Raw genomic sequence first — 15,381 nt, 5'->3', positions numbered from 1 at the left:
AAGGTCAATTGGATGAACCTCAAGGCAATCACTTCCGCCCTGCTCCTGGCAGGGTTCGCCGCCTCGCCCGCCTTTGCGGAAAGCGGAACGATCAACTTCACCGGGTCGATCGCGAACGTCACCTGCACCATCAATGGCGGCAGCAACGCGCCCCTCGTGGCCGACATCGGCAGTATCAGCGCTGGCGACCTTTCCAACGTAGGCGATCGTCAAGGCAAGGCGTCCATCGTCATCACCGTGGGCGCCCCGGGCGAAACCTCGTGCCCGAACGGCACCCGCGTGTGGGCCCGCTTCGATGAAGATCCGACCCTCGTCGATCTCGTTACCGGCATGGTCAAGGTCACCCAGGGCCCCAACGCGGCGGCTGGCGTCCAGATTCGTCTGTTCAACGAAAACAACGAACCGATGCACCTCAAGGACGACCAGAAGATCTTCAAGAAGACGGTCCAGGACAACCAGGCGACCATCATTCACACCGCTTCCTATGAGGCGATCGGTCCGGTCACGGCTGGCACGGCGAATGGACTGGTTCGTTACACGGTCAATTACGAGCCGGCGGGTTAAGTCAATCAGGGAAAAGCTGCCGGCCTATGGCCGGCGGCTTCATCAAGGATATCGATCATGGCTAGAACGACGGGTTCGAAAAGACCGTGGGCCGCTCTCATGGGGTTCGTATTTTTGACGGTCTCCATGTCATCGGGTGCCAGTGTGGTCATGAATGCCACGCGTTACGTCTACCGTTTCATTTTCGCGTGGCGGCATGCCCCGTTCCGTCGGGGCTCATCGCACGGTTCACCTTTGGCGTGAAGGGCGACGGCGCATCGTCGAATCCGGAGTGGTTCTCGCTTCCTGGAGGACCGGCGCAGGTCGCGATGCAACTGGGTACGTCCAACTTCCAGAACATTGCCCCGGCGTCGCCGCTGTCGCTGTCCGCCCTGGGCAGTGGGCAGCAGTACACGTTTCACGCCCGCCTCAGGCAGACCGGGGTCGGCGTAAGGGGCGGTCGGTTTTCCCGCAATCTACGTTTAATGGTGGAATATCTATGAATCATCGAATGGGCGGCATCGTCCTGCTGGCGGCATTGGCCGGAGGATGCTCTCCCGTGACGGGCATCGGCACGCGCGAGGGCGGTGTCGATACGCCGGTGAGACGCATCGACGTGGTGTCCCTCTTGCCGCTGCATCCGGCGGCGGATGCGCGTCTTCGGAAGGATGCCGCGACGTTTGCCGGTACGCTGGCCCGTCGCCTGCGCGCATCCCGCTTCGATGCGGTGCCCCTCGACGTCTCCGGGATGGTGCGGCGGGATGACCTGCCCGTGGAAGTACGCCTTCGCGACGACGGCATCGTGCGGCATGTGGATGGCGTGCTTCCCGAGAGAGCCTTGCTGGCCCTCCCGGCGGAACGCGAGGGCCATCGGCTGGTGCTGTTCCCGGCGCGGCTGGCGACCGACCGTCCCACCGGCGTCACCGTGGGAACGCTGCAATGGCGATTGGAAGCCACGAGCGGCGGCGCCCCGTTGGCGAGGGGCGTCCTGCGTTACACGGTCGATGCCAGGGGCTTTCCCGGTCAGACGTTGGCGGGCGAGCTGGTGGCCGAACTGGAGCGCCTGGGCGTGCGCGGTGGCGATGCCGCGCTAGACTAGGGCGCTTTCCCGCTATCAGATGTCCGCCATGCGTAATCCCCTGCAGGAACAACTCCTCAAGGCCGGGCTGGTCAAGAAAGACAAAGTGGCCAAGGTCGTGCGAGACCAGGCGAAGCAGCGCCAGGGCAAGGCGCCGGCTGCTCCGGCCGAGGAAAAGGTCGACGCGCAGCGCCTGCAGGCGGAACGCGCCGAGCGCGACCGGGCGCTGGCCGCCGAACGGAATGCCGAGGCCCGGGCGAGAGAGATCCGGGCCCAGGTACGCCAGATCGTCGAGTCGTCCCGGCTCAAGCGCCACGGCGACATCGCTTACCGTTTCACCGACGGCGACCGCATCTCCAGTGTGCTGGTCGACGACGGGCAGCGCACCCAGCTCGCCGCGGGCACGCTGGCCATCGTTCGCCACGGCGAAGGGTTCGAGCTGGTGCCGCGCGCGGCGGCGGACAAGATCCACCTCAGGGCGCCGGAACTGATCGCGCTCGACCACGGTCGCGTAGAGGGCGATCCGCCGCCTCCGGGCGACGACGATGACGAGTACTACAAGCAGTTCGTGGTACCCGACGATCTCACCTGGTGATGCCGTGACGATCCTCGTCACCGGCAGCGCGGGCCACCTCGGCGAAGCGATCGTTCGTCGCTTGCGTGCCGAAGGCCGCGATGCGAGGGGACTGGATATCAAACCCTCGCCGTTCACCGACGTGGTGGGCTCCATCGCCGACGAGGGATTCGTTCGCGACGCGATGTCCGGCGCGAACGCGGTGATCCACTGCGCCACCTTGCACAAGCCGCACGTCGCCACGCACGGCAAGCGCCAGTTCGTGGACACCAACGTGGCCGGCACGCTGGCCTTGCTCGAGGCCGCGGTCGCACATGGCGTGCGCTCGTTCGTGTTCACCAGCACCACCAGCGCGTTCGGCGCGGCACTCTCGCCCGCGCAAGGCGAACCGGCCGCATGGATCGACGAAACCGTGCAGCCCGTGCCGAAGAACATCTACGGCGCCACCAAGATCGCCGCCGAGGGATTGTGCGAACTGGTCGCACGCAACGAACGCCTGCCCGTACTGGTATTGCGCACCTCGCGTTTCTTTCCCGAAGACGACGACAATGCCACCGTGCGCGCGGGGTACGACACGCTCAACATGCAGGCCAATGAGCTGCTCTATCGTCGCGCGGACATCGCAGACATGGTCGATGCGCACCTGCTCGCCGTCGGACGCGCGCCCACGATGCGCTTCGGCCGGTACATCGTATCGGCGCCAACGCCTTTCGGGCGTGGCGACGTCGCCGACTTGCGCCTCGACGCCGCCGCGGTCGTGCGCAGGTATTTTCCCGGCGTCGATGCGCTTTATGCCGCGCGTGGCTGGAAACTCCTGCCGTCGATCGATCGTGTCTACGACAGTGCCCGTGCCGTCCGTGACCTGGGCTGGAAGCCGACGCGCGATTTCGCCTTCGTGCTGGATTGCCTGCGCGAAGGGAAGGACTTCCGTAGCGAAGAAGCCCTGTCCGTCGGCAGGAAGGGCTACCACGACGAGGTATTCGTCGAAGGACCTTATCCCGTCGCGGATTGATCCGCGACGCCACGGCGACTAGCCGCGTGCCTCAGTCGCGCCATCTCGAGGAAGCCCAGTCCCAGGTGGCGCTTGAAGGTGCGGCGTACCGTCGAGGGCTCGTAACCCAGGGCCATGAGGTCGTCTTCGGACCAGATCCGCGCCGGCTCATCCTCGAGTCGGCGCAGCAGGGCGGACACCATGGGCTCGCGCTGGCCGAAGGGCTCCAGGGGCCGGCAACGCAGGCAGGGCCGGAAGCCGGCCTCGAAGCAGGCGGCCACCGAATCGTGGAAGCGCACGTTTTCCAGGGTGGGTTTCGGAGCCGGGCAGGTGAGTCGGCAGAATGTGCCGGTGCCGGTCATGCCCGCATAGATGAGCCCGTCGTAGGCCGGGTCGCGGTCGAGCAGGGCACGGTAAAGGGTGTCGTGGTCGGGCGGATCGAAAAGCATGGGTACAGGGTACCCGACGAGGTCGGGGCGGCGGGGATCGGAACGTTGTCCGATCCCCGCGCCGTCGTCAGGCGGCCGGTTTGGGCCGCTCGGTCTCCAGCGCCTTGTTGATGCGCAGGGCCACCAGGGTGCAGACCACGCCCGACAGCAGGTAACCGCTCACCGCGACGAGACCGAACCGCTCCGACAGGCCCAGGGCCACCAGCGGGGCGAAGGCCGCGCCGAACAGCCAGGCGAAGTCGGTGGTGAGGGCGGCGCCGGTGTAACGGTAGCGGCGGGCGAAATTGGCCGTGACCGTGCCGGCCGCCTGGCCGTAGGACAGGCCGAGCAGGGCGAAACCGATCACCAGGAACAGATCCTGCGCCACCTTGCCGCCGTCGAGCAGGAACGGCGAGGCGATGGCGAACAGGCCGATCAGCACGGCCATGGTGCCCAGGGTGTTGCGGCGACCGATCTTGTCCGCGATGACGCCCGAGGCCACCGTGGCCAGGATCGCCACGCACGCGCCCACCAGCTGCACGATCAACACGTTATTGATGTCCTGCGAGCGCGACAGGGCGATCCAGGAGAGGGGGAACACCGTCACGATGTGGAACAGCGCGTAGCTGGCCAGGGCGGCGAAGGCGCCGATGAACAGGTTGTAGCCCTGGGCCTGGAACATCTCGATGGTGCCGATGGGCTCCAGCTCGCGCTCTTCCAGCAGCTGGGTGTATTCCTCGGTCACCACCAGGCGCAGGCGGGCGAAGAGGGCCACCACGTTGATGGCGAAGGCCACGAAGAACGGGTAGCGCCAGCCCCAGCCGAGGAAATCCTCGCGCGACAGCTGGGTGTTCAGGAAGAGGAACAGGGCGCCGGCGATCAGGAAGCCCATCGGCGCGCCGAGCTGGCCCAGCATCGAGTACCAGCCGCGGCGGCCCTTGGGGGCGTTCAGCGCCAGCAGGGAGGGCAGGCCGTCCCAGGAGCCGCCCAGGGCGATGCCCTGGATGAAGCGCAGCACCGCCAGCACGACGATGACCCCGTACCCGCCGGACGTGTTGGTCGGCAGGAAGGCGATGCATACCGTCGAGGTGCCCAGCAGGAACAGCGAGGCCGTGAGCTTGGTGCTACGGCTCCAATGGCGCTGGATCGCCATGAACAGCGTGGTGCCGATGGGCCGGGCGATGAAGGCCAGCGAGAAGATGGCGAAAGCCAGCAGGATGCCGTCCAGCTGGCTCAGGAACGGAAAGAACACCGACGGGAACACAAGCACCGAGGCGATGCCGTAGGTGAAGAAGTCGAAATATTCCGAGGCGCGGCCGATGACCACGCCCACGGCGATCTCGCCGGGAGCGACCGCCGCATGGGCGGCGCCGCCATGGTGGTGAGCCAGGTCCTTCTGGGCCTGGACGCCGGGATCCACGTGATGGGCATGTGAAAGGCTTGACATCGTGTTACTACCCTGTTTCATGGCGTTGGGGACAGCATAGCGAAGATCGGGCGGGAAGGATTCCCCCTCCCCGCATGGGGCATGGGACAATGTGTCCTATGGCCGTGACAGGTGGAACGGCGTACCTTTTTGTGTCCCCACGATCTACTCCCATCATGCGAATGTCCATGAAGCTGTTGCGCGGATTGCTGATCCCCGCCCTGGCCCTGCTCTTGTCGGGCTGCGATGCCGTGCTGCTCTCGCCATCCGGCGACATCGCCCGCCAGCAGCGCGACCTTATCGCCATCTCCGTGGTGCTGATGTTGATCATCATCATCCCGGTCATCGCGCTGACCCTGCTCTTCGCCTGGAAGTACCGGGAGTCGAACAAGGCCGCCCACGGGGAGTACGACCCGGACTGGAACCACTCCACCGTGCTGGAGCTGATCGTCTGGTCGGCCCCGCTGATGATCATCATCGCCCTGGGCGCGATCACCTGGACGAGCACCCACAAGCTCGACCCCTACCGCCCCATCGACCAGCTCGACGCGTCGCGGTCGGTCGCCGCCGGCACCAAGCCCCTGGTGGTGGAGGTGGTGGCCCTCGACTGGAAGTGGCTGTTCCTCTATCCGGAACAGGGCATCGCCACGGTCAACGAGATGGCCGCCCCGGTCGATCGTCCCATCGAATTCCACATCACGGCCTCCAACGTGATGAACGCCTTCTTCGTGCCCTCGCTGGCCGGCATGATCTACGCGATGCCGGGCATGGAGACGCAGCTGCATGCGGTGATGAACAAAACCGGCGATTTCGCCGGCCTGTCGGCCAATTACAGCGGTGCCGGCTTCTCCGACATGACCTTCCGCTTCCACAGCCTGTCCAACGCCGATTTCGACGGCTGGGTGGCCAAGGCCCGCGCCAGCGGCGCCGAGCTGGGCCGCGACGATTACCTCAAGCTCGAGCAGCCCAGCGAGCGCGAGCCGGTGCGCTATTACGCCAGCGTCAGCAAGGGTCTGTACAACGCCATCCTCAACCGCTGCGTCGAGTCCAACCGCATGTGCCAGAGCGACATGATGGCGCTCGACAAGCAGGGCGGCCAGGGCATCGTCGGCGCCTACAACCTCGCCTCCAGCGTCGGCCTCCGTTCGCGCCTGGGCCTCACCGAGGCCGAGAAGCGCTACGTCGGCGCGCTCTGCCTGACCCGCGACGCCGACGTGGCGGCCGCCCCTGCCGGGCGCTCGCGCTGAGCGCGCCCCATCGAATTCAAGCCTAGCCGAGCCCGGTAATGAACACGCCCGATCTAGTAAAACTGATCTTCGGCCGCCTCTCCCTGGAGGCGATCCCTTATCACGAGCCGATTCTCATCGGCACCTTCGCCATGGTCGCCATCGGCGGCATCGCCGTCCTGGGTCTCATCACCAAGGCGAAGCTGTGGGGCTACCTCTGGAAGGAGTGGTTCACCAGCATCGATCACAAGAAGATCGGCATCATGTACATGGTGCTGGGCATCGTGATGCTGCTGCGCGGCTTCGCCGACGCGCTGATGATGCGCGCCCAGCAGGCCATCGCCTTCAACGGCAACCCCGGCTTCCTGCCGCCGCACCACTACGACCAGATCTTCACCGCCCACGGCGTGATCATGATCTTCTTCGTGGCGATGCCGCTGGTCACGGGCCTGATGAACTACGTGGTGCCGCTGCAGATCGGCGCGCGCGACGTGGCGTTCCCGTTCCTCAACAACTTCAGCTTCTGGATGACCGTGTCCGGCGCGATGCTGGTGATGGCGTCGCTGTTCGTCGGTGAATTCGCGCGTACCGGCTGGCTGGCCTATCCGCCGCTGTCCGGCCTCGCGCAGAGCCCCGACGTAGGCGTCGACTACTACATATGGTCGCTACAGGTGGCCGGCGTGGGCACCACGTTGTCGGGCATCAACCTGATCGCCACCATCGTCAAGATGCGCGCGCCGGGCATGACCATGATGCGGATGCCCGTGTTCACCTGGACCTCGCTCTGCACCAACGTGCTGATCGTCGCCGCCTTCCCGGTGCTCACCGCAGTGCTGGTGCTGCTCTCGCTCGACCGCTACGCGGGCACCAACTTCTTCACGAACGACTTCGGCGGCAACCCGATGATGTACGTGAACCTGATCTGGATCTGGGGCCATCCCGAGGTCTACATCCTGATCCTGCCGCTGTTCGGTGCCTTCTCCGAGATCGTGCCCACCTACAGCCGCAAGCGCCTGTTCGGCTACGCCTCGATGGTGTACGCCACCGTGGTGATCACCGTGCTGTCGTACCTGGTGTGGCTGCACCACTTCTTCACCATGGGTTCGGGCGCGAGCGTCAACTCGTTCTTCGGCATCACCACGATGATCATCTCGATCCCGACGGGCGCGAAGATCTTCAACTGGCTGTTCACGATGTATCGTGGCCGCATCAAGTTCGAAGTGCCGATGCTGTGGACGATCGGTTTCATGATCACCTTCGTCATCGGCGGCATGACCGGCGTGATGCTCGCGGTGCCCCCGGCCGACTTCCTGCTGCACAACAGCCTGTTCCTGATCGCGCACTTCCACAACGTGATCATCGGCGGCGTGGTGTTCGGCGTGTTCGCCGCCATCAACTACTGGTTCCCCAAGGCCTTCGGTTACAAGCTCGATCCGTTCTGGGGCAAGTGCTCGTTCTGGTTCTGGTTCATCGGGTTCTACGTGGCCTTCATGCCGCTGTACGTGCTGGGCTTCATGGGCGTCACGCGCCGCATGAACCACTTCGAGGATCCCTCGCTGCAGATTTGGTTCCAGATCGCCGCGTTCGGTGCCGTCCTCATCGCGCTGGGCATCGGCTCGTTCCTGATGCAGCTGTTCGTCAGCTGGAAGCGTCGCGAGCAACTGCGCGACGTCAGCGGCGATCCGTGGGGCGGCCGCACGCTGGAGTGGTCCACCTCCTCGCCGCCGCCGGTCTACAACTTCGCCTTCACCCCGGTGGTGCACGACCTCGACGCCTGGGCGCAGATGAAGGATCACCACGCCGAGCGTCGCACCGAGGGTTACCTGCCGATCCACATGCCCAAGAACACGGGCGCGGGCATCATCATCGCGGGCTTCGCCTTCGTGCTGGGCTTCGCCATGATCTGGCACATGTTCCTCGTGGCGGGTCTCGCCTTCCTGGGCCTGCTGGTGACGGCCATCGGCCATACGTTCAACTACAAGCGTGACTACTACATCCCGGCGGACGTGGTCGAACGCACCGAGACCGCCCGTACGGAAGAGCTCGCCGCCCATGTCTGATATGCATGCCACGTCTTCCGCGGGCACCGCGGACTCCAAGCTCCAGTTCTGGATGAAGGAAGACCATCACCCGGCCAACGGCACGTTGCTCGGGTTCTGGATCTACCTGATGAGCGACTGCCTCATCTTCGCCTGCCTGTTCGCCACCTACGGCGTGCTCGGCCGCAGCTACGCGGGTGGCCCCTCGGGTGCCGATCTCTTCGAGCTGCCGCTGGTCGCCGTCAACACCAGCATGCTGCTGCTGTCTTCCATCACCTACGGCTTCGCCGTGCTGGAGATGCAGAAGAACCGCAAGGGCACGATGATGGCCTGGCTCATCGTCACCGGCCTGTTCGGCGCGGCGTTCCTCGGCATCGAGCTCTACGAGTTCGCCCACCTCATCCACGAGGGCGCGGGCCCGCAGCGCAGCGCGTTCCTGTCGTCGTTCTTCACGCTGGTGGGCACCCACGGCCTGCACGTCACCTTCGGCATCATCTGGCTCATCACGCTGCTGTTCCAGGTGGGCAAGCTCGGCCTCACGCCGGCCAACAAGCGCCGCATCATGTGCCTGTCGATGTTCTGGCATTTCCTCGACGTCGTGTGGATCGGCGTCTTCACCTTCGTTTACCTGATGGGAGTGCTGCAGTGAGCACGCACGTCGATTCGCACGATCACCACGACGATCACGGTCATCACGAGGACGACGCGCCGCACAGCACCCTCAAGGGGTACATGACGGGTTTCTTCCTGGCGGTGGTGCTCACGGCCATTCCGTTCTGGCTGGTGATGGGCAAGGTCATCCCCAACGCACAGACGCTGGCGGTGGTGCTGCTCATCTTCGGCGCCATCCAGATCGTCGTGCACATGATCTACTTCCTGCACATGGACACCAAGGCGCAGGGCGGCTGGAACATGCTGGCGCTGATCTTCACGCTGGTGCTGGTGGTGATCACGCTGTCCGGCTCGATCTGGGTGATGTACCACCTCAACGCCAACATGATGCCGGGCATGACGCACGACATGACCCAGCAGGTGAAGAACCTGCCTTGAGCGCACCGGCCTCCCATGACGCGAAGACGCCGCGCCGATCGCGCGGCGTCTTCGTTCTGGGCCTGCTGGCGCTGTTCGGCGTGGTGCTGTTCGCGGGCTTCGTCGCCCTGGGCACATGGCAGGTGCACCGTCGCGCGTGGAAGCACGAGCTCATCGCGCGTGTCGATGCGCGCGTGCATGCCGAACCGGTGGACGCGCCCGGTCGCGGCCAATGGCCGCGGGTCGATGCCGCCAACGACGAATACCGTCGCGTGAAGCTCAGCGGCACCTTCCTCGAGGACAAGAGCGTGCGCGTGCGCGCCAGCACCGAGCTGGGCCTGGGCTCGTGGCTGCTCACGCCCATGCGCCGGGCGAACGGCGAGGTGGTGATCGTCAACCGCGGTTTCGTTTCGCCCACGTGGTGCGCGGGCAAGGCCGATTGCCTGCTGGGCCCGTCTGGCGACACCACGGTAACGGGGCTGTTGCGTATCAGCGAACCCAAGGGCGCCTTCCTGCAGGACAACCAGCCGGCGGCCGATCGTTGGTTCTCGCGCGACGTCGCCGCCATCGCGAAAGCCAAGGGCCTGGGCGACACGGCCCCTTATTTCATCGACGCCGACGCGGCTTCTTCGCCCGCCGGGGGCGACGGCGGCGATGGCCCGGTGGGCGGGCTCACGGTGATCGCCTTCCCCGACAACCACCTTCAATACGCCATCACGTGGTATGCCCTGGCCGGGTTGACCCTGGTGGGGGCGTGGATCGTCTGGCGCGACGAGGGGCGCAAGCGCGGACGCTGAGCCCCCAAGTGGCATCCTCCTGCTCGGTAGGAGCCGCTTCAGCGGCGATCGCACGTCACGACATTGTTAGGAATCGCCGATAAATCGGCTCCTACCGAGCAAACGCCGTTTCAATTCCCGGGGCCTGGGACGTCTAAGGGATATGCAGTCCCGCTATCACGCCCCCCGCGCCTTGCACGATCTGCCCCTGGGCTGGAGCCAGCCTTCCGGACAGAATGGTTTCCGGCTCATGCTGGAGCACCTGCGCCGTCGCGCCGCGCTCCGCCGACGCCAGCCGTTGCCCGAAAGCCGCCTGCGTTACCTGCTGGGTAGCTTGTCGGGCTGGCCGCGGCAGGCCGCGTGGCTGCGATTGATTGCGGCGTCGCGTGACGTGCGGGCGGCGGCGGAGTTCAATCCCCGTCTTTACGAGCGCTGGCGCTCGCACTACATCTCACGAGGGCTCGATCCGGCAACCCGTGGCCGGATCGTCGAGGCGCATTACCGCTTCATCAACCGCGAATTTCCCGAACGCCTGCGCGATCGCCTGCTCAAAGGCCATGACGTGCGCCTGGCCACCTTGCCGCTGGGCGAGGGACGGATGGCGTACCTCCATGCGCGCGCCCCCGAGGACGAGCGCAGCGGTGAGCTGGGCCTGTATCTGCTCAACGGCGACAAGGAAGTGGTGTCGTCCTGCGCGATCACCTTCGCCGGCGCGGAGGGGCTGCTCATCGGCGCGGTACGAGGTTCCTGGGCCTACCTGGGACGCGGCGCGATGGCCGGTTTCACCCGTGCCAGCGGCGGAATGCGGCCGCGCGACCTGCTGTTGTCCGTGGTCCGCGCACTGGCCACCTACTATGGCATCGAGCGCATTCGCGGCGTCTCGGACGACGCGCGGCCCGTCGAGCGCCGTGCGGATGGCGCGTCGACCGCCCACGATCCGTTCTGGCGTCGTCATGGCGGTACGCCAGGAGACGACGGCTTTTACGAGATCCCCTGCCTGCCCCTGGTGCAGGGCCGCGCCCACGTGGAAGCGTTCAGGCGGGAGGCCTGCGAGGTCACGCTGCGCGCCTTCGCGCGGCAGGCCTAGAAATCGTAGCTGCCCGTGAGCAGCACCACGCGGCCCTGCCGGATCGGTACGAAGGTCTCGTCGAAGTTCACCGCATAGAGCGTGCGATCCAGCAGGTTTTTAACCCCCAGGGTGACGCGCCAGTTCTCCCCATAGCGCGATACGTTCGCTTCCACGCTGGCCTGGCCCGGGATGCCGAAGTACTGGCCATCGGTGCTGGTCCGGCCGAGGCTGCGGCTGCGCGCGAGGATGCCGGCGGCCACGCCCCACGGCTTCGACGCGCCGTTGCCGAAACGGTAGCTCGCCCAGGCCGCGGCCTGGTGCCGGGGCGCGCCGGTGGCGCGCGTGTCGTCGTGATTGCGGATGCGCGTCTCGGTGAGGCTGGCGAGCACGTCGAGGTTGGGTGCCACGCGACCGGCGAATTCCACCTCGAGGCCGCGATTGGTCTGGCCCGGCCCGGGGGTGGCGAAGAACGGCGGTTCGGGCGAGACCAGGCTGACGCTGTGGTCGACGCGGATGCGGTAGAGCGCGGCGGTCAGGCGGGCGCGCTGGTCGAAGAGGTCGAACTTGCCGCCCACTTCCACCTGGCGTGAGGTGGCCGCCGGCAAGGGCTGTCCATCCTTGCCCAACAGCGGATTCGGCTGGAAGCCGGTGGAGGTGTCGGCGTAGAGCGACACGTCCGGGGTGAGCTTGTAGACGACGCCGAGCTTCGGAATCCAGCGCGATTTATCCACCCGGCGCGGGCCGCCGTCCGCATAGCGCGTCTGAAGGCGATAGTCGGTGCGACGCATCGCGGCCAGCACGTTCCAGCGATCGCCGATGGCGATCTGGTCCTGCAGGTAGATACCGGAGTTGGTCTGCCATGAACCGGCCAGTGGCTGCACCTTGGTACCGCCCGACGCCAGCGACTTCAGGCTGGCGAAGCCCGCATTCAGGCTGAGGTCTTCGCCGGTGCGCAGGTCGAAGGCCACTGGGCGGGTGATCACGAAGGAGTCGCCGCCCTGGGTCGTTTCACTGATGTCGTCCTGCTGGACGTTGGAGGCGCCGCTGTCGCCCGAGTGCGTGCGGGCCAGATCCACGCCCAGCAGCACATCGTGGGTGACGTCGCCATGGCGGAAGCGCGCCGAGAGGTCGTTCTGCCAGGTCCAGTAGTCGGCCGAATAGCGAAAGCGGCGGGCCACGGGCGAGAGCATGCCGAAGAGGGGATTGGCGTCGTACGACCAGTTGCGTCCGTCGCTGCGCTGGCGAACGTATTGACCTCGGCTATGGAAGGTCCAGTCGTCCGCGAAGGCGTGGTCCACCTCGAACACCGCGCGCGTGGTACGGAACGAGGCCACGTCGCTGGGCGTATCGGGCAGGTCGCGATAAGGCGAGGCCGACGACAGCGAAGGACCGAGCAGCACGGTGTGCTCCGGCCCGGGGATACGGTTGTCGACGAATTCCCACCCTCCCATGACTCGGGTAACGCCGTCGCTCCAGGCCAGAGACGGCGCGAGGTAGCTGCCGCGCCCGCCACCGTCGCCCTGCGGCGTCCTGGCGCCACGCTGTCCGGCGGCCACGAGGCGATACGTGACCCGGCCGTCCCGTGACGCGCTACCGGCCAGGTCGATGCCTAACCGAGCGCCGTCGTATTCGCCCACGGAGTAGGTGAGCTGGCGCACTGTGTCCGCCTGCGGGCGCTTCATCACCACGTTGATGGAGCCGCCGAAATTGTTGTTCTGCGAGGTGTCGCCGAGGATCGCTTCCGGTCCGCGCAGCACTTCCACGCGCTCGATGCCGATCAGCGGGGGAAGGTCTTCCGTGCGCGCGACGCCGTTGGGCATCCCGTCGGTCATGCCGTGGCCGGCGTCGAAGCCGCGGATGAGAAAGAGCGGCGAGCTGCCGTAACCGTCGACGTACTGCACGCCGGCGACGTAGCGCGCCACGTCGCCCAGCGCGACGGCCTGCTGCGATTCGATGACCTCGCGATTGACCACGCTGACCGACTGCGGCACGTCGGCCAGCGAGGTGTCGGTGCGTGTCGCCGAGCGGGTGGTATCGGTCTTGAACCCACCGTCGGTGATCAGCCCGCGCACGTCGACCGTCGCCAGCGGCACCACGCTTCCGGTATCGAGGGTCACGTCGGGGTCCAGCGGGGTGGCGTCGCCCTGCTTCTGCTTCTGGCGCACCACCACCGTATGCGGATCGTACGACTCGCGTTCGAGGTCGGTGCCTTCGAGCAATTCGTCGAGCGCGGCGTTCGGCGTCAGCACGCCCTGGGCACCGCTCGAACGCCAGTTGGCGATCGAGCCCGACGCGGTGAGCACCTGCACGTTGGTCTGCTTGCCCCAGGCGAGCAAGGCCGTGGCCAGGGGCTGGGGAGCGATAGCGAAGGAGATCGCCGCGCCCGGCACGCCGACGGCGGGGTCAGGTGCCGGCCCGTTCGCCGCGCCCGCGGGCAGCGCGAGAACCAGCGCGAATGCGCCGGTGGTGATGCGCCGACGCCCGCGAACCGAGTACTGCAAGACTGACGGCCCCAAACGGAATGTGTTTCAGCGCGGCTTGGCACTCCGCGTGGTCGAAGTCTGGTGGGCGAGCTCGAGCCGGTCGGCGTGAGACTCCACCCTCACGGGAAACACGCGGGGAAGCGCGGCAACCCAACTGTCGATGGTATCGACCTGGACCGTGCCGGTAAACGTCAGCTTGCCCAGGTCGGGATCGGCCAGCCGAATCGGTCGCTTGCTGTAGCGGCTGACGTTGGCCAGCACCGAATCCAGCGGCTCGTTCACGAATTCCAGCCGGTTGCCGCGCCAGGCCAGGGCGCTGTCCGGGTTCACGTCGAGGATCCGCATGGCCTGGGTCGCGGGATCGAACGACACCTGGCGCCCGGCGCCCAGTTCGACCGGGCCGAGGTCGCCGCCCTCCTGCGCCGGGGACACGCGTACGCGCCCCTCGGTGACCGTCACGGTCACCCGGTCGCCGGTACGGCGCACGTTGAACGCCGTGCCCAGGTCACGAATACGCAGCGGACCGGCGTTGACCACGAACGGTCGCTCGGCGTGTGCCACGCGGAAGAAAGCCTCGCCGGCGTCGAGGTCGACGGCGCGGACCTCCCGGCCGTAATGGGCGGTCACCGAACTGGCGCCGCCCAGCTCGATGCTGGAACCGTCGGGCAGGGAAATATCGCGGTGGCCGCCCAGTGCGCTCGCGTACTGGCGGGGAGCCTGGGCGGACGGGCTGCGCCAGGCGAGGAACAGCCCGGCGGCCGCGACGGCCACCGCCACGCCGGCCGCGATGCCGAACGCCAGCCGAGGCCGCTGCGCACGGGCGCGAGGGGCCGGGGAAAAACGGGCGACGAAGGCGCTGCGCTCGGCGGCACCCATGGTGCCCAGGCTCTCGGCGAGCGCGGCGACCCGGTCGAAGGCCGGGGCATGGCGCGGATCGGCCTCGAGCCAGTCGCTCCACTGGAGCCAGGCCTGCTCGGGCAGGGCGGGGTCGCGAAGTCGCGCCCACCAGTCCGCCGCCGTATGGTCGATGTGCCGGTCAGGACCGGAAGAAAGGGTGTTCATCGGGGACTCTCCGCACGGTCGCGGCGTTCGCGGCAATGCGCCAGGGCATTGCCGACGTGGTAGCGCACCATGCGCTCGCTGAGGTTCATGTCGCGGGCGATCGAGGCGAAATCCCGCCCGTCGATCACGTGCATCACGAAGGCCCGGCTGGTTTTCGCCGGCAGTTCGTCCAGCGCTTCGCGCAGGTCGCGCCATTGCTCCACCGCCGAGGCGTGCTGCTCCGGGATCGGCGTGACGTGCCAGTCGTCGTGTTCGGGATCGACCGGTGCCGCGGCACGCACGTTGCGCATGCGCAGCTTGTCGACCGCCAGGTTGGCCGCGGCGCGGAACAGGAAGGCGCGCGGCGAGTCGATGGCCGTGCCAGGCCCCAGGGTCAGCAGCTTCAGGTAGACCTCCTGCGCCACTTCCTGGGCGTCGGCGAGCGAGTTCAGCCGGGCCCGGAGGAAGGCCACGAGTGCCGCATTGTGTTCGCGAAACAGGGCCACGACCTGGGTCGCCCGCGTGTCGCTGGCCGACGGACCCGCCGGCTCGGTTGGATCCATGGTTTGCCTGACCGCGTTCATGGGGCTGGGTGATTCTAAGAGGTTCGCACGGTGGGAAATCGGCGCCCGTACGGGCAGGAACGAACGCCGATTTCCGCACCGGCGAAACCCCTAG

General features: G+C 66.7%; 15 protein-coding genes. 10 read left to right on the top strand and 5 right to left on the bottom strand.

The features are described from left to right. Positions 1-12 precede the first annotated feature (12 nt). The 4 genes from JNG39_RS11215 to JNG39_RS11200 all read left to right on the top strand — a co-directional run bounded on the left by JNG39_RS11215 (position 13) and on the right by JNG39_RS11200 (position 3,207). A complete protein-coding gene (locus JNG39_RS11215; RefSeq protein ID WP_368311460.1) occupies positions 13-564 on the top strand; it encodes a fimbrial protein in 552 nt (183 codons plus the stop codon). A 478-nt stretch (positions 565-1,042) separates the two neighbouring features. Beyond that, positions 1,043-1,642: a hypothetical protein gene (locus JNG39_RS11210; protein WP_368311459.1), complete on the top strand. Its 600-nt coding sequence runs from the start codon at positions 1,043-1,045 to the stop codon at positions 1,640-1,642. A gap of 28 nt (positions 1,643-1,670) precedes the next feature. After that, the gene (locus tag JNG39_RS11205) at positions 1,671-2,216 is read left to right on the top strand and encodes a DUF2058 domain-containing protein (protein WP_368311458.1); all 546 of its coding nucleotides are present in this window, start codon (positions 1,671-1,673) and stop codon (positions 2,214-2,216) included. A gap of 4 nt (positions 2,217-2,220) precedes the next feature. Further along, entirely contained in the window at positions 2,221-3,207 is a 987-nt protein-coding gene (locus JNG39_RS11200) for an NAD-dependent epimerase/dehydratase family protein (protein ID WP_368311457.1), read from the top strand. Here JNG39_RS11200 and JNG39_RS11195 read toward each other — a convergent pair. Further along, the gene (locus JNG39_RS11195; protein ID WP_368311456.1) at positions 3,189-3,635 is read right to left on the bottom strand and encodes an Ada metal-binding domain-containing protein; all 447 of its coding nucleotides are present in this window, start codon (positions 3,633-3,635) and stop codon (positions 3,189-3,191) included. The two genes, JNG39_RS11200 and JNG39_RS11195, sit on opposite strands and share 19 nt — an antisense overlap. A 67-nt stretch (positions 3,636-3,702) precedes the next feature. Beyond that, on the bottom strand, positions 3,703-5,061 hold the full coding sequence (locus JNG39_RS11190) for an MFS transporter (protein ID WP_368311455.1): 1,359 nt from the start codon (positions 5,059-5,061) through the stop codon (positions 3,703-3,705). Between the two features lie 167 nt (positions 5,062-5,228). Here JNG39_RS11190 and cyoA point away from each other — a divergent pair, with 167 nt between their 5' ends. From cyoA to JNG39_RS11160, 6 genes are all read left to right on the top strand, one after another. Further along, a complete protein-coding gene (gene cyoA / locus JNG39_RS11185; protein ID WP_368311454.1) occupies positions 5,229-6,287 on the top strand; it encodes a ubiquinol oxidase subunit II in 1,059 nt (352 codons plus the stop codon). Between the two features lie 65 nt (positions 6,288-6,352). Further along, on the top strand, positions 6,353-8,326 hold the full coding sequence (cyoB, locus tag JNG39_RS11180; RefSeq protein WP_368311924.1) for a cytochrome o ubiquinol oxidase subunit I: 1,974 nt from the start codon (positions 6,353-6,355) through the stop codon (positions 8,324-8,326). A 52-nt stretch (positions 8,327-8,378) separates the two neighbouring features. After that, positions 8,379-8,954 (top strand): cytochrome o ubiquinol oxidase subunit III, encoded by a 576-nt coding sequence (gene cyoC / locus JNG39_RS11175; RefSeq protein WP_205118206.1) that lies wholly within the window; start codon positions 8,379-8,381, stop codon positions 8,952-8,954. Then, positions 8,951-9,355, top strand: coding sequence for a cytochrome o ubiquinol oxidase subunit IV (cyoD, locus tag JNG39_RS11170; protein ID WP_368311453.1), 405 nt, complete (start codon positions 8,951-8,953; stop codon positions 9,353-9,355). Before cyoC ends, cyoD begins: the two co-directional genes overlap by 4 nt. Beyond that, positions 9,352-10,131 (top strand): SURF1 family protein, encoded by a 780-nt coding sequence (locus JNG39_RS11165; protein ID WP_368311452.1) that lies wholly within the window; start codon positions 9,352-9,354, stop codon positions 10,129-10,131. The genes cyoD and JNG39_RS11165 overlap by 4 nt, the downstream gene beginning before the upstream one ends. A gap of 142 nt (positions 10,132-10,273) precedes the next feature. After that, positions 10,274-11,197 carry a DUF535 family protein gene (locus JNG39_RS11160; protein ID WP_368311451.1) on the top strand — a complete coding sequence of 308 codons (924 nt, stop codon included), beginning with the start codon at positions 10,274-10,276 and terminating at the stop codon, positions 11,195-11,197. On the opposite strand, the gene JNG39_RS11155 is transcribed toward JNG39_RS11160, so the two are convergent. The 3 genes from JNG39_RS11155 to JNG39_RS11145 are packed head-to-tail and all read right to left on the bottom strand — an operon-like array spanning position 11,194 to position 15,266. Further along, complete coding sequence (locus JNG39_RS11155) at positions 11,194-13,680, bottom strand: TonB-dependent siderophore receptor (protein WP_368311450.1); 2,487 nt, start codon at positions 13,678-13,680, stop codon at positions 11,194-11,196. The two genes, JNG39_RS11160 and JNG39_RS11155, sit on opposite strands and share 4 nt — an antisense overlap. Positions 13,681-13,707: 27 nt before the next feature. Next, a complete protein-coding gene (locus JNG39_RS11150) occupies positions 13,708-14,724 on the bottom strand; it encodes a FecR domain-containing protein (protein WP_368311449.1) in 1,017 nt (338 codons plus the stop codon). After that, positions 14,721-15,266, bottom strand: a complete 546-nt coding sequence (locus tag JNG39_RS11145) for an RNA polymerase sigma factor (RefSeq protein WP_368311448.1) — start codon at positions 15,264-15,266, stop codon at positions 14,721-14,723. The genes JNG39_RS11150 and JNG39_RS11145 overlap by 4 nt, the downstream gene beginning before the upstream one ends. Positions 15,267-15,381 lie beyond the last annotated feature (115 nt).

This window comes from Luteibacter sp. CQ10, assembly GCF_040900725.1.
Classification (GTDB): Bacteria; Pseudomonadota; Gammaproteobacteria; order Xanthomonadales; family Rhodanobacteraceae; genus Luteibacter.
The sequence above is the reverse complement of the archived record's forward strand: the minus strand, read 5'-3'. Positions and strand labels throughout refer to the sequence as shown.

Coding starts and splice junctions, on each gene's coding strand:
- JNG39_RS11195 (WP_368311456.1), bottom strand. CDS start 3,635: ATGCTTTTCGATCCGCCCGACCACGACACCCTTTACCGTGCCCTGCTC.
- JNG39_RS11205 (WP_368311458.1), top strand. CDS start 1,671: ATGCGTAATCCCCTGCAGGAACAACTCCTCAAGGCCGGGCTGGTCAAG.
- cyoA (WP_368311454.1), top strand. CDS start 5,229: ATGAAGCTGTTGCGCGGATTGCTGATCCCCGCCCTGGCCCTGCTCTTG.
- JNG39_RS11210 (WP_368311459.1), top strand. CDS start 1,043: ATGAATCATCGAATGGGCGGCATCGTCCTGCTGGCGGCATTGGCCGGA.
- JNG39_RS11215 (WP_368311460.1), top strand. CDS start 13: ATGAACCTCAAGGCAATCACTTCCGCCCTGCTCCTGGCAGGGTTCGCC.
- cyoC (WP_205118206.1), top strand. CDS start 8,379: ATGAAGGAAGACCATCACCCGGCCAACGGCACGTTGCTCGGGTTCTGG.
- JNG39_RS11190 (WP_368311455.1), bottom strand. CDS start 5,061: ATGTCAAGCCTTTCACATGCCCATCACGTGGATCCCGGCGTCCAGGCC.
- JNG39_RS11160 (WP_368311451.1), top strand. CDS start 10,274: ATGCAGTCCCGCTATCACGCCCCCCGCGCCTTGCACGATCTGCCCCTG.
- JNG39_RS11145 (WP_368311448.1), bottom strand. CDS start 15,266: ATGGATCCAACCGAGCCGGCGGGTCCGTCGGCCAGCGACACGCGGGCG.
- JNG39_RS11150 (WP_368311449.1), bottom strand. CDS start 14,724: ATGAACACCCTTTCTTCCGGTCCTGACCGGCACATCGACCATACGGCG.